The 12,934-nt window shown below is 70.1% G+C and carries 15 protein-coding genes; 11 read left to right on the top strand and 4 right to left on the bottom strand.

From position 1 onward, the window contains the following. Positions 1–29: 29 nt before the first annotated feature. Both AB0I94_RS18960 and AB0I94_RS18955 read right to left on the bottom strand, forming a co-directional pair. A complete protein-coding gene (locus tag AB0I94_RS18960; RefSeq protein ID WP_363310795.1) occupies positions 30–512 on the bottom strand; it encodes a DUF3515 domain-containing protein in 483 nt (160 codons plus the stop codon). Between the two features lie 26 nt (positions 513–538). Further along, complete coding sequence (locus AB0I94_RS18955; protein ID WP_030787487.1) at positions 539–772, bottom strand: Lrp/AsnC ligand binding domain-containing protein; 234 nt, start codon at positions 770–772, stop codon at positions 539–541. A 209-nt stretch (positions 773–981) separates the two neighbouring features. Here AB0I94_RS18955 and AB0I94_RS18950 point away from each other — a divergent pair, with 209 nt between their 5' ends. Both AB0I94_RS18950 and thiD read left to right on the top strand, forming a co-directional pair. Then, positions 982–1,950 (top strand): thiamine-phosphate kinase, encoded by a 969-nt coding sequence (locus tag AB0I94_RS18950; protein WP_160507427.1) that lies wholly within the window; start codon positions 982–984, stop codon positions 1,948–1,950. Continuing rightward, positions 1,947–2,744 carry a bifunctional hydroxymethylpyrimidine kinase/phosphomethylpyrimidine kinase gene (thiD, locus tag AB0I94_RS18945; protein ID WP_363310703.1) on the top strand — a complete coding sequence of 266 codons (798 nt, stop codon included), beginning with the start codon at positions 1,947–1,949 and terminating at the stop codon, positions 2,742–2,744. The genes AB0I94_RS18950 and thiD overlap by 4 nt, the downstream gene beginning before the upstream one ends. A 179-nt stretch (positions 2,745–2,923) precedes the next feature. Here thiD and rpmB read toward each other — a convergent pair whose 3' ends face one another. Continuing rightward, positions 2,924–3,109 carry a 50S ribosomal protein L28 gene (gene rpmB / locus AB0I94_RS18940; RefSeq protein ID WP_160507429.1) on the bottom strand — a complete coding sequence of 62 codons (186 nt, stop codon included), beginning with the start codon at positions 3,107–3,109 and terminating at the stop codon, positions 2,924–2,926. 228 nt (positions 3,110–3,337) lie between these two features. On the opposite strand from rpmB, the gene AB0I94_RS18935 reads away from it, so the two are divergent. From AB0I94_RS18935 to mutM, 9 genes are all read left to right on the top strand, one after another. Beyond that, positions 3,338–5,035, top strand: coding sequence for a DAK2 domain-containing protein (locus AB0I94_RS18935; RefSeq protein ID WP_363310702.1), 1,698 nt, complete (start codon positions 3,338–3,340; stop codon positions 5,033–5,035). A gap of 70 nt (positions 5,036–5,105) precedes the next feature. Beyond that, complete coding sequence (gene recG, locus AB0I94_RS18930; protein WP_363310701.1) at positions 5,106–7,316, top strand: ATP-dependent DNA helicase RecG; 2,211 nt, start codon at positions 5,106–5,108, stop codon at positions 7,314–7,316. A gap of 96 nt (positions 7,317–7,412) precedes the next feature. Then, positions 7,413–8,006 (top strand): 16S rRNA (guanine(966)-N(2))-methyltransferase RsmD, encoded by a 594-nt coding sequence (rsmD, locus tag AB0I94_RS18925; RefSeq protein ID WP_363310700.1) that lies wholly within the window; start codon positions 7,413–7,415, stop codon positions 8,004–8,006. Positions 8,007–8,032: 26 nt separating this feature from the next. Continuing rightward, positions 8,033–8,512, top strand: coding sequence for a pantetheine-phosphate adenylyltransferase (gene coaD / locus AB0I94_RS18920; protein WP_363310794.1), 480 nt, complete (start codon positions 8,033–8,035; stop codon positions 8,510–8,512). Between the two features lie 98 nt (positions 8,513–8,610). Then, complete coding sequence (locus AB0I94_RS18915; RefSeq protein ID WP_363310699.1) at positions 8,611–9,705, top strand: cell division initiation protein; 1,095 nt, start codon at positions 8,611–8,613, stop codon at positions 9,703–9,705. 128 nt (positions 9,706–9,833) lie between these two features. Next, the gene (locus AB0I94_RS18910; RefSeq protein WP_363310698.1) at positions 9,834–10,526 is read left to right on the top strand and encodes a DUF177 domain-containing protein; all 693 of its coding nucleotides are present in this window, start codon (positions 9,834–9,836) and stop codon (positions 10,524–10,526) included. Positions 10,527–10,528: 2 nt separating this feature from the next. Further along, positions 10,529–10,702: a 50S ribosomal protein L32 gene (gene rpmF / locus AB0I94_RS18905; RefSeq protein WP_003965982.1), complete on the top strand. Its 174-nt coding sequence runs from the start codon at positions 10,529–10,531 to the stop codon at positions 10,700–10,702. Positions 10,703–10,709: 7 nt separating this feature from the next. Then, entirely contained in the window at positions 10,710–11,567 is an 858-nt protein-coding gene (rnc, locus tag AB0I94_RS18900; protein WP_363310697.1) for a ribonuclease III, read from the top strand. A 114-nt stretch (positions 11,568–11,681) separates the two neighbouring features. Then, positions 11,682–12,545 (top strand): bifunctional DNA-formamidopyrimidine glycosylase/DNA-(apurinic or apyrimidinic site) lyase, encoded by an 864-nt coding sequence (gene mutM / locus AB0I94_RS18895; RefSeq protein ID WP_363310696.1) that lies wholly within the window; start codon positions 11,682–11,684, stop codon positions 12,543–12,545. Here the strand turns inward: mutM and AB0I94_RS18890 are convergent. Beyond that, positions 12,515–12,919, bottom strand: coding sequence for a helix-turn-helix domain-containing protein (locus AB0I94_RS18890; RefSeq protein WP_363310695.1), 405 nt, complete (start codon positions 12,917–12,919; stop codon positions 12,515–12,517). The genes mutM and AB0I94_RS18890 overlap by 31 nt on opposite strands. Positions 12,920–12,934: the final 15 nt, after the last annotated feature.

Raw genomic sequence — 12,934 nt, 5'->3', positions numbered from 1 at the left:
GCGTCAGAAGGCACTGCGTCGCGAGGGCTCTAGGCGATCCCCTTGGGGATGGTCTTCTTGACGGGGGCGGCGAAGTCCGTGAGCGGGCTCACGCCGTCCCCCACACGCTCCTTGGGCAGCGTGATCTCCACGTACGCCTTGCGCAGCGTGGAGGTGAAGCGGAACGACCCGTCGTCCTGCTCGTCGAGCAGCCAGTTGACGCCGTCCACCGTCACGCCGTCCGCCTCGGGGTCGTTCATCTTGGTCGGTCTGGCGACACCGCAGCGCAGTATGATCGCCGGGTCTCCCCACCCGGCGGTCAGCTCCGACTTCGGCTCGGGATCAGCGCGCTCAAGACCGTCCACCTTCTTCGGCAGCCGCTCGTCCAGGTTCCGGCACAGTTCGGTGACCTTGCTGTCCGGGCTGGGAACCGCAGCCTTCGCCGCTTCGTCTGCTGAGGAGCAGCCCGCGGACGCGATCAGCAGTGCGAGGGCGGGAGCAGAGACGAGGCAGCGACGCCGGCGACGGGAAATCTTCACCGGCCAAGGGTAGACGGGGGCTACAGGTGCACGACGGGGCAGGTCAGGGTCCGGGTGATGCCGTCCACTTGCTGGACTTTGGCGACCACCATGCGGCCGAGTGCGTCGACCGTGTCCGCCTGGGCGCGCACGATGACATCGTAGGGTCCGGTCACGTCCTCGGCCTGGATCACTCCTGGGATCTTGCCGATCAGCTCGGCGACGGTCGACGCTTTGCCGACCTCGGTCTGGATCAGGATGTACGCCTGTACCACGGAACCTCCAGGGCGGCCACGAGGATCATGTGGGGAGAAGGGACGCCACGGTACCGCGTCGCCGCTTCTCGCGGGGAGACCCGGGGGACCTGTGGCGCGCACATCGCGGTGGACGGGCAACAGAAGTTGACGGTCATATCGACCGTACCTATGACAGTGACGGCTCGCGACCGCAAGCCGAGCAGCGTGAAAGGGCATGGTGAGTCCCGGTGAAGGGAACCGTCGGCGAGTTGGGGGAGTTCGGGCTCATCAGGGAACTCACCTCCCGGCTCACCTCCACCCCGGCCGTCAGGCTCGGCCCGGGCGATGACGCCGCCGTCGTGTCGGCCCCCGACCGCAGGGTCGTGGCGAGCACCGACATCCTCCTGGAGGGGCGGCACTTCCGCCGCGACTGGTCGACCGCCTACGACGTGGGCCGCAAGGCCGCCGCGCAGAACCTCGCGGACATCGCCGCCATGGGCGCCGTACCGACCGCGCTCCTGCTGGGCCTCGTCGTGCCCGCCGAACTCCCCGCAAGCTGGCCCACCGAGCTCATGGACGGCCTGCGGGACGAATGCCAGGTCGCGGGAGCCGCGGTCGTGGGCGGAGACGTCGTACGGGGCGACACGATCACCGTCGCGATCACCGCGCTGGGCGATCTGCGCAACCACGAGCCCGTCACCCGTGCGGGTGCTCAGCCCGGCGATGTCGTCGCCGTCACCGGCTGGTTGGGCTGGTCCGCCGCCGGGCACGCGGTGCTCTCGCGCGGTTTCCGCTCGCCCCGCGCCTTTGTGGAGGCCCACCGCAGGCCCGAACCGCCGTATCACGCGGGCCCCGCGGCCGCCGGTCTCGGCGCCACCTCGATGACGGACGTGAGCGACGGGCTCATCGCCGACCTCGGCCACATCGCCGAGTCGAGCAAGGTACGCATCGACATCCGCTCCGGAGACGTCGACGTGCCCTCCCAGATGAACGACATCGGCCAGGCCGTCGGCGTCGACCCGCTGCAGTGGGTCCTCAACGGCGGCGAGGACCACGCGATCGTGGCGACGTTCCCCCCGGACGTGAAGCTGCCCGCCCGCTGGAAGGTCATCGGCGAGGTCCTCAACCCCTCGGCCCTGCCCCAGGTGACGGTGGACGGTGCGCCCTGGACCAGCAAGGGCTGGGACCACTTCGGGGACAACGGGGACATGGAGTGAGTGCCGCACCGCCCCGCGTCCTGACCGTCGCGGGCTCCGACTCCGGCGGCGGCGCGGGCATCCAGGCCGACCTGAAGACGATGCTGGCGCTCGGTACCCACGGCATGAGCGTCATCACCGCCGTCACCGCGCAGAACTCCCTGGGCGTGCAAGGCGCTTGGGAGCTGCCGGTGCAGGCGGTGCGCGCGCAGTACCGCAGCGTCGTCGACGACATCGGCGTACAGGCCGTGAAGACCGGCATGCTGGCGTCGGCGGAACTGGTCGAAGAGGTGGCCGAGTTGATCGCGGGCACGGACGCCCCCTCGGTCGTCGACCCGGTGGGCGTCTCCAAGCACGGCGACTCGCTCCTGGCCGCCTCGGCGCTCGAATCCGTGCGTACGAAGCTGCTGCCCGTCGCCACCGTGGCGACCCCGAACCTCGACGAGGTCGCACAGCTCACGGGCGTCCACGTCGAGTCGGAGGACGGGATGCGGCGGGCCGCGGCCGCCCTCCTCGCGTACGGCCCGCGATGGGCGCTCATCAAGGGCGGTCACCTTCGGGGGGACGCGGTGGATCTGCTCACCGACGGCTCCGAGGAGCACTGGTTGCGCGCGCCCCGCCACGACAACCGCCACACGCACGGCACGGGCTGCACCCTCGCGAGCGCCATCGCCTCACACCTGGCCAAGGGCCTGCCGGTGCCGGAGGCCGTCGCGGCGGCGAAGGAGTACGTGACCGGGGCGATCGCGGCCGGGTTCGCACTCGGCGGCGGGATCGGGCCCGTGGATCACGGGTGGCGGTTCAGGGGGCAGTAAGTACTGGCAGGTGCGCAGGCCAGTAAGTACTGGAGTAAGTACTGGCAGGTATGCGTACCTGTGCGCCGCGTCAGATGTGCTGCGCGTCACCTGCGCGTCACCTGTGCGGCACACGAAAGAGCCGGTCCCCCGAGGGGGACCGGCTCTTTCAGCAACCAGCTAGGTGGCCGCGCTAAGCGTCAGCGCGAGACCTTGCCGGCCTTGATGCACGAGGTGCAGGCGTTGAGCCGCTTCGGCGTCCCGCTGACCACGGCACGAACGCGCTGGATGTTCGGGTTCCAGCGACGGGACGTACGGCGGTGAGAGTGCGAGATGTTGTTGCCGAAGCTCGGCCCCTTGCCGCAGACGTCGCAGTTGGCAGCCACGGGTCACTCCAAGACTTCAGATGCACTTACGGTTAATCCCGGCATGCCGGGATCAGTGCAATGATCGTGGGTGGCGTTGCCAGGAGGAATGTCCCGATGGGTATCGGGCAACCGGAGCAGCATACAACGACTGCTTCGGTAGAACGAAACTACCATGTCTCGCCCCGACCCCGCCCCGACCCCGCCCCGGGCCTCCGCCCTTCCCGGTCTACGCTGCGTCCATTCCGGATGCCTTTAGGAGGCGAGCAGGTGCCGCAGAACCTCGACGCCGTCGCGGTGCGCGCCTGGTGCGGCCTCGCTCTGGACGCCCTGGGAAGGGCCCGCGAGGAGATCGACGCGATCAACGTCTATCCGGTCGCGGACGGGGACACCGGAACCAACCTCTATCTGACCGTGGAATCGGCGTCCCAGGCGGTCGACGCCGCCTTCACGGGCCTGGAGCCGGCCCGTCCCACACTGGCCGAGGCCGCGCGCGCGATGGCGCACGGAGCGCTCATCGGGGCTCGCGGGAACTCGGGCACGATCCTGTCGCAGCTGCTGCGGGGAATGGCGCAGGTCCTGGGCGCCGACCGCGACGCTGATCAGGCCGACGGCCGTGCTCTTGCGCTCGCGCTGCGCCGGGCCGCCGAGTCGGCCTACCAAGCGGTGGCCCGCCCCGTCGAGGGCACGGTCCTGACGGTGGCAGCCGCCGCCGCTGACTCCGCCTCCGGCTGTGAAGGCGACTGCGGGGCGGTGGCGCGGGCCGCGTACGACGGCGCCTGCCGGGCGCTGGACGCGACACCGGATCAGCTCGCGGTGCTCGGGCGTGCGGGGGTGGTGGACGCCGGGGGGCGCGGGCTCGTGGCGGTGCTCGGGGCGCTCGTGGGGGCCCTGTCGGGCGGGACGCTGGACCGGGCGCCCTCGTCGCCGAGGAATACCGGGGCGGGCGGCCACGCGCGCGTGGAGGCCCAGCAGGACGCCGTCGGCACCATCGAGTGCCAGGACGCCCTCGCCGACGCGGCGGCCCCCGCCTTCGAGGTGATCTACCTCCTGGAGGCCGACGACACGGCGGTGGCCCGGCTGCGGACGCGCCTTGACGGGCTCGGGGACTCGCTCGTCGTCGTCGGCGGTGACGGCCTGTGGAACGTCCACGTCCATGTGGACGACGCGGGTGCGGCCGTCGAGGCGGGCGTCGAGGCAGGGCGGCCCCACCGCATCCGCATCACCCACTTCGGGGTGGGCGACGCGCACACCGCGGGCGCCGCACAGCCGCCTCGTGAGCGGGTGCAGCGCGGGATCGTCGCCGTCGTGCCGGGGGAGGGGCTCGCCGGGCTCTACGCCGATGCCGGCGCGACCACCGTGCCCACCCGCCCCGGGGAGCCGCCCGCCAGCGGCGAACTCGTCGAAGCGATCCGGCGGGCCCACGCGCGCGAGGTCGTTCTCCTGCCGAACGACGCCGAGCTGCGCCACACCGCCGCGGCCGCGGCCGAGCAGGCCCGCACCGAAGGGGTGCGGGTCGCGCTGATCCCGACCCGGTCCGCGGTCCAGGGCATCGCGGCGCTCGCCGTGCACGAACCGGACCGCCGCTTCGACGAGGACGTCGTCGCGATGACCTCGGCGGCCGGCGCGACGCGGTACGCCGAACTTGCCGTCGCCGAGCGGCAGTCCTGGACCATGGCGGGCATCTGCCAGGCCGGGGACGTCCTCGGCCTGATCGACGGCGATGTCGCGCTGATCGGCGACGACACCACGCGCACCGCACGGTCCGTACTCGACCGGATGCTGGCCGCGGGCGGCGAGATGGTCACGCTGGTGCTCGGCGACGACGTGCCGGACAGCCTCGGCGACAACCTCGAGAAACATGTGCGCGAGGCCCATCTGGCGGTCGACACGGTGGTCTACCGCGGCGGACGCCAGTCGGCCCTGCTGCTGATCGGCGTGGAGTGACCCCGCATGCGACGTCCCTCACCTGCGGATTTCGGGGACGTACGCCGAATTGTCAGTGGCGTGGTGTGCAATGGATCTCGTGCCCGCGCTCGAAGAACCCCTGAAGAAAGTGGTCGGTCCCGCCACCGCGAAGGTGATGGCCGAGCACCTGGACCTGCACACCGTCGGTGACCTGCTGCACCACTACCCGCGGAGGTACGCGGAGCGGGGCGAGCTCACCCGCCTCGCCGACCTCCCGCTGGACGAGCACGTCACGGTGGTCGCCCAGGTCGCGACGGCGCGCATCCTGACGTTCAACGGCGGCAGGGGCCAGCGCCTCGAAGTGACGATCACCGACGGCAGCGGCCAGCTCCAGCTGGTCTTCTTCGGCCGGGGCATCCACAAGCCGCACAAGGACCTGCTGCCGGGCACACGCGCGATGTTCGCGGGCAAGGCATCGGTCTTCAACCGCAAGATGCAGCTCGCCCACCCGGCGTACGAACTCCTGAAGGGCGACCCGGACAACGCCGACGAGGCGGTCGACTCCTGGGCCGGCGCCCTCATCCCGATCTATCCGGCCACCGCCAAGCTGGAGTCCTGGAAGATCGCCAAGTCCGTCGACGCGGTCCTGCCGAGCGCCCAGGAAGCCGTCGACCCGCTGCCGCCGAGCCTGCGTGAGGGACGGGAGCTGATCCCGCTCCCCGAAGCGCTCCTGAAGATCCACCGCCCGCACACGAAGGCGGACATCGCCTCCGCCCGCGACCGCCTGAAGTGGGACGAGGCCTTCGTCCTCCAGGTCGCCCTGGCCCGCCGGAGGCACGCGGACGCGCAACTCCCCGCGACCCCCCGCCGCCCCCGCGATGGCGGCCTCCTCGACGCCTTCGACGCGAAGCTGCCCTTCACACTCACCGAGGGCCAGGAGAAGGTCTCCAAGGAGATCTTCGACGACCTGGCGACCGAACACCCGATGCACCGCCTCCTCCAGGGTGAGGTCGGTTCCGGTAAGACGATGGTGGCTTTGCGCGCCATGCTCGCCGTCGTCGACGCGGGCGGGCAGGCCGCGATGCTCGCGCCCACCGAAGTCCTCGCCCAGCAGCACCACCGCTCGATCACCGAGATGATGGGCGAGCTCGCCGAGGGCGGCATGCTCGGCGGCTCGGACCAGGGCACCAAGGTCACGCTGCTCACCGGCTCCATGGGCACGGCGGCCCGCCGCCAGGCCCTGCTCGACCTGGTCACCGGCGAGGCCGGGATCGTCATCGGCACCCACGCGCTGATCGAGGACAAGGTCCAGTTCCACGACCTGGGCCTGGTCGTCGTCGACGAACAGCACCGCTTCGGGGTCGAGCAGCGCGACGCCCTGCGCGGCAAGGGCAAGCAGCCCCCGCACCTCCTCGTCATGACGGCCACGCCCATCCCGCGCACGGTCGCGATGACCGTCTTCGGCGACCTGGAGACCTCGGTCCTCGACCAGCTCCCCGCGGGCCGTTCGCCGATCGCCAGCCATGTCGTCCCGGCCGAGGACAAGCCCCACTTCCTGGCGCGCGCGTGGGAGCGCGTGCGCGAGGAGGTCGAGAACGGCCACCAGTCGTACGTGGTCTGTCCCCGGATCGGCGACGACGTCGACGAAGCCGCCGACCCGAAGAAGGCCAAGAAGAAGGCCGAGGAGGAAGCCACCGCCGACAAGCGGCCCCCGCTCGCCGTCATCGAGGTCGCCGAGCAGCTCTCCAGCGGCCCGCTGAGCGGCCTCAAGGTGGAGGTCCTGCACGGCCGCATGCAGCCCGACGACAAGGACGCGGTGATGCGCCGCTTCGCCGCGGGCGAGACCCAGGTCCTGGTCGCGACGACGGTCATCGAGGTCGGGGTGAACGTCCCGAACGCCACCGCCATGGTGATCATGGACGCGGACCGCTTCGGCGTCTCGCAGCTGCACCAGCTGCGCGGCCGCGTCGGCCGCGGCTCGGCCCCCGGCCTCTGCCTCCTGGTCACCGACATGCCCGAGGCGAGCCCCGCCCGCGCCCGCCTGGCGGCGGTGGCCGCCACGCTCGACGGTTTCGAGCTCTCCCGGATCGACCTGGAGCAGCGCCGCGAGGGCGACGTACTGGGCCAGGCACAGTCCGGTGTCCGCTCCAGCCTGCGCATGCTCGCGGTCATCGAGGACGAGGAGATCATCGCCGAGGCCCGCGAGGAGGCCGTGGCGGTGGTCTCGAACGACCCGGAGCTGGAGCATCTGCCCGAGCTGCGCACCGCCCTGGACGCCCTCCTGGACGACGAGCGCGAGCAGTACCTCGACAAGGGGTGAGCAGGGGTCACAAGGCCTGACAGGCAGGAGCGGCACAGAGGCTGAGAGACTGAGGGCGGATCTCCCCGCACTTTTCGTTCACCGACAAGGACTCAGATGACCCGCGTGATCGCCGGTGTGGCCGGCGGACGTCGCCTCGCCGTCCCGCCAGGAAACGGCACACGGCCCACGACCGACCGCGCACGCGAGGGCCTGTTCTCCACCTGGCAGGCCCTGCAGGGCACGCTGGACGGAGCGCGCGTCCTCGACCTGTACGCCGGATCAGGGGCCATCGGCCTCGAAGCGCTCTCGCGCGGCGCGGGCCACGCCCTGCTCGTCGAGACCGAAGCCCGCGCGGTGCGCACCATCAGGGAGAACGTGAAGGCGATCGGCCTTCCCGGCGCCGAGGTCAGGGCGGGCAAAGCAGCCCAGATCATCCAGGGCGGCGCCCCGACGGCCCCGTACGACCTGGTCTTCCTCGACCCTCCGTACGTCGTCACCGACGACGATCTTCGCGAGATACTGCTCACACTCCGCGCGGGGGGCTGGCTCACGGACGATGCGCTCGTCACCGTTGAACGCAGTACCAGAGGCGGAGAATTCGGCTGGCCCGACGGCTTTGAAGCACTGAGGTCCCGTCGCTACGGCGAAGGCACGTTTTGGTACGGTCGCGCCGCCTCTACGTGCGACGACCCAGTGATCGCGCCATGACCGGACCGGAGAGCGAGGGACTTCAGTTGCGCCGCGCCGTCTGTCCGGGGTCATTCGACCCCATCACCAATGGACACCTCGACATCATCGCCCGCGCCTCCCGGCTGTACGACGTGGTGCATGTCGCGGTGATGATCAACCAGTCGAAGAAGGGCCTGTTCACCGTCGACGAGCGGATCGAGCTGATCCGCGAGGTGACCGCCGACTTCGGGAACGTGGAGGTCGAGTCCTTCCACGGCCTGCTCGTCGACTTCTGCAAGCAGCGCGACATCCCGGCCATCGTCAAGGGTCTGCGCGCGGTCAGCGATTTCGACTACGAGCTCCAGATGGCCCAGATGAACAACGGCCTGTCGGGCGTCGAGACCCTCTTCGTCCCCACCAACCCCACCTACAGCTTCCTGTCCTCCTCGCTGGTCAAGGAGGTCGCGGCCTGGGGCGGTGACGTCGCCCACCTGCTGCCGCCGGTGGTCCACGAGGCGCTCACCGATCGCCTCGGCAAGAAGTGACGCACTGACAGTCCGTCACCCGGTGTCGGACGGCCGCCGACTGGCCTTACAGTCGTGCCGTCCGTCTCCAACCAGCTGTAGAGAGTGGCGAGCACACGGTGGACGTGCAGAAGAAGATCGACGAGATCGTCGACGCGGTCGGCAGTGCCCGGTCCATGCCTATGTCCGCCTCGTGCGTGGTCAACCGTGCCGATCTGCTGTCGATGCTCGAAGAGGTGCGCCAGGCGCTGCCCGGCTCCCTCGCCCAGGCCCAGGAGCTCATCGGCGGCCGCGAGCAGCTCGTGGAGCAGGCCCGCCAGGAGGCGGACCGCATCATCGAGACCGCGCACGCCGAGCGCGGTTCGCTGATCTCCGACACGGAGGTCGCCCGCCGCTCCCAGGGTGAGGCCGAACGCATCCTCGCCGAGGCCAGGCAGACCGCCGAAGAGGTCCGCGCCGAGGCCGACGACTACGTGGACAGCAAGCTGGCCAACTTCGAGGTCGTCCTCACCAAGACGCTCGGCTCCGTCGGCCGCGGCCGCGAGAAGCTCCTCGGCACCGGCCCCGGCCTCGACGAGCAGGGCTACGAGGACGAGGACGCCCCGCAGCGCAGCCACGACCCCGAGACGCTGCGCCGGGACGCGGACGCGTACGTCGACGCCAAGCTCGGCGCCTTCGAGGCGGTCCTCGCCAAGACCCTGGAGGCGGTCGGCCGCGGCCGTCAGACCCTGCACGGCCGTGCGCCCGCCGACGATCTCGCGGGCCTATCGGAGGGCCTCGCCTCCCAGGCGCACACCACGGACGCCGAGTACCTCGCCGGCCTCACCGACCCCACGGCGCCCGCGGCGGCTGCCCCGGCGGCCCCCGCGGCCCCGGAGCCTCCCCAGGCGCCCCCGCAGATCCCCGCACAGCAGCCGTACGCCCCGCCCCAGCAGGAGCCGGACCCGTACGCGTACCAACAGCAGGACCAGTACGGCTACCAGCAGCAGTACGCCCAGCAGGATCCGTACGGCTATCAACAGCAGGATCCGTACGGCTACCAGCAGCAGGGGTACGACCAGGCCCAGCAGCAGGGGTATGACCAAGCCCAGCAGCAGGGGTACGCGGAGCAGCAGGAGCATCGCCAGGCCCCCGCAGTGCTCGACGAGACCAGTCTCTTCGACACCGGCATGATCACGGCGGAGCAGCTGCGCCAGTACGAACAGGGCCGCTAGCGCCCGGCCCGAGGTCCGCCCGGGACCGGATTGGGCCGAGAGCGAAAGGTCCAGTATCCTGGCTCTTCGGTCGCGCGTACGTCCGCGATCCAGGCTGCCCGGCCAATGAGCGAAGCTAAGCGAAGCTCATGACGGGGGCGGCCCTCCTTGAACTTCCAGGATCGAAAGCAGGAAAAGCCCTGAGTGCTCGCCTTGACCACCGAAACCCACTCGTGTTCGACACGCACGAGCTGGGTCGGCGTCCCGGTGCGCTGCAGCGGCTGACCCGTTCCGTCGAGGCCCCCGGTTCGCCGGTCTTCGGCATCGAAGGGGTCATCGGGGTGCCGGAAGGCGCACCGGTCGAGCTGGAGATCCGTCTTGAGTCGGTCATGGAAGGGGTGCTTGTCACAGGCACCGCCCGTGCGTCGGCCGAGGGGGAGTGCGTAAGGTGTCTGGAGCCGCTGAAGCTTGAGGTGGAAGCGGACTTCCAGGAGATGTTCTCGTACCCTGACGCCGACGACCGGGGCCGCACCGCGGAACCGGCCGACGACGCCGAGGACGACGAGGACAGGCTCTATCTCGAGGACGGCTTGTTCGACCTCGAGCCCGTGCTGCGTGACGCGGTAGTGCTCGCACTGCCGATGCAGCCGGTGTGCCGGGACGACTGTCCGGGCCTGTGTTCCCAGTGTGGAGCACGGCTCGCGGACGACCCGGAGCACCACCATGACGCCGTCGACATTCGTTGGGCGGCACTGCAGGAACTCGCCGGGACCATCCAGGACGGCGAGAAGGACGACGTGAGCGGCGCCGAAGCCGGCGTCGACGAGAAGCAGGAGAAGTAGCCGTGGCTGTTCCGAAGCGGAAGATGTCGCGCAGCAACACGCGCCACCGCCGGTCGCAGTGGAAGGCTGCGGTCCCCACTCTGGTTTCGTGTGAGCGTTGCCAGGAGCCGAAGCTGCAGCACATCGCGTGCCCGAGCTGCGGCACGTACAACAAGCGCCAGGTCCTCGAGGTCTGAGCGGCTGGTGAGAGGCACCGTGTCTAGCCACAAAACGGCGGATGACGCCAAGGCGGAAAACGCCAAGAAGCAGGCGGAAAACACGGCCTCGTCCCACACGCTTTTGGAAGGGCGGCTCGGGTACAAACTCGAGTCCGCCCTTCTGGTGCGTGCACTGACCCACCGTTCGTACGCGTACGAGAACGGCGGTCTGCCGACGAATGAGCGGCTCGAGTTCCTCGGGGACTCGGTGCTCGGTCTCGTCGTCACGGACACGCTCTATCGCACCCACCCCGACCTGCCCGAAGGCCAGCTGGCCAAGTTGCGGGCCGCGGTGGTCAATTCGCGTGCGTTGGCGGAGGTCAGTCGTGGCCTCGACCTCGGCTCCTTCATCCGGCTCGGCCGGGGCGAAGAGGGTACGGGTGGCCGGGACAAGGCATCCATCCTCGCCGACACCCTTGAAGCGGTGATCGGCGCGGTCTATCTGGACCAGGGTCTGGACGCGGCGGGCGAGCTGGTGCACCGGCTCTTCGACCCGTTGATCGAGAAGTCCTCGAACCTGGGCGCGGGCCTGGACTGGAAAACCAGCCTCCAGGAGCTCACCGCGACCGAGAGCCTCGGCGTTCCCGAGTACCTCGTCACGGAGAGCGGCCCCGACCACGAGAAGACCTTTACTGCTGCCGCCCGCGTCGGAGGCGTCTCGTACGGCACCGGCACCGGCCGCAGCAAGAAGGAAGCGGAGCAGCAGGCCGCGGAGTCCGCGTGGCGCGAGATTCGTGCCGCCGCGGATGAGCGGATCAAGGCGGCGGAAATCGCCGCCGCGGCACCCCCTGCCGCTACCGTTACCGCGCAGGTCGACGGGGGCGCCGAAGCCCCGTCGGTCTGAGTGTCGCTTTACTGTCTGGTGCCGGTCGCCCTGTCGGGCGGCCGGCACCAGCCATTTCGCCGCTTCGCGGCATTTTTCCAGCCCACCCACCCGTTTACCCCGGAGTGAATCCCCGTGCCCGAGCTGCCCGAGGTCGAAGTCGTCCGGCGTGGTCTTGAGCGGTGGGTGGCTCATCGCGTCGTCGCCGATGTAGAGGTGCTGCACCCGCGCGCCGTGCGGCGCCATCTCGCGGGTGGCGACGATTTCGGGCTCCGCCTCAAGGGCCACCGGGTCGGTACGGCGATGCGGCGCGGGAAGTATCTCTGGCTGCCCGTCGAGGACAGCGGCACCTCGATCCTCGCGCACCTCGGCATGAGCGGACAGCTGCTCGTGCAGCCCCAAGAGGCGCCCGACGAGAAGCACTTGAGGATCCGCGTGCGGTTCGCCGACGCGCTCGGCACCGAGCTCCGCTTCGTCGACCAGCGGACCTTCGGCGGACTCTCGCTGCACGCGAACACCCCGGACGGACTGCCGGACGTCATCGCGCACATCGCACGCGACCCGCTGGACGAGGAGTTCGACGACGCGGCCTTCCACACCGCGCTGCGCCGCCGTCGTACGACGATCAAACGCGCCCTGCTCGACCAGTCATTGATCAGCGGCGTCGGCAACATCTACGCGGATGAGGCGCTTTGGCGGGCGAAGCTGCACTACGAACGCCCCACCGCCACGTTCACGCGTCCGCGCACGGCTCAACTCCTGGGCCACGTGAGGGACGTGATGAATGCCGCCCTTGCCGTCGGCGGCACGAGCTTCGACAGCCTGTACGTGAACGTGAACGGCGAGTCCGGGTACTTCGAGCGGTCGCTCGACGCCTACGGACGTGAGGACGAGCCGTGCCGTCGCTGCGGTACCGCGATGCGCAGGCGTCCCTGGATGAACCGCTCCAGCTACTTCTGCCCGCGCTGTCAGCGGCCGCCGGTCGCCCGGTTGTCGTAGCGCTCGCGCGCTTCGAGTACGCCGTCCATCCTGCCCTCGACGAAGTGGATGAGGCCCATCAGACGGTCGGTGATCTCCCGTCCCAGCGGGGTGAGCCGATAGTCCACGCGCGGCGGGTTGGTGGGCTGGGCGTCGCGGTGGACCAGGCCGTCGCGTTCCAGCGCGTGCAGCGTCTGGGACAGCATCTTCTCGCTCACACCGTCGACCCGGCGGCGCAGTTCGTTGAAACGGAACGTACCGTCGTGCAGCGCGCCCAGGGTGAGGGCGCCCCAGCGTCCGGTGACGTGCTCCAGGGTGCCGCGCGAGGGGCACTGCCTGGAGAACACGTCGTACGCCATGTCCTGGGCGTCGTCGGCCTGAGCGGTGGAGTCCATACGGCCAGCATACTC

Source organism: Streptomyces sp. NPDC050147 (assembly GCF_040660195.1).
In the GTDB taxonomy this organism is placed as follows: domain Bacteria; phylum Actinomycetota; class Actinomycetes; order Streptomycetales; family Streptomycetaceae; genus Streptomyces.
Note: the sequence above shows the minus strand (reverse complement) of the source record. Positions and strands in the feature narration are given on the sequence as shown.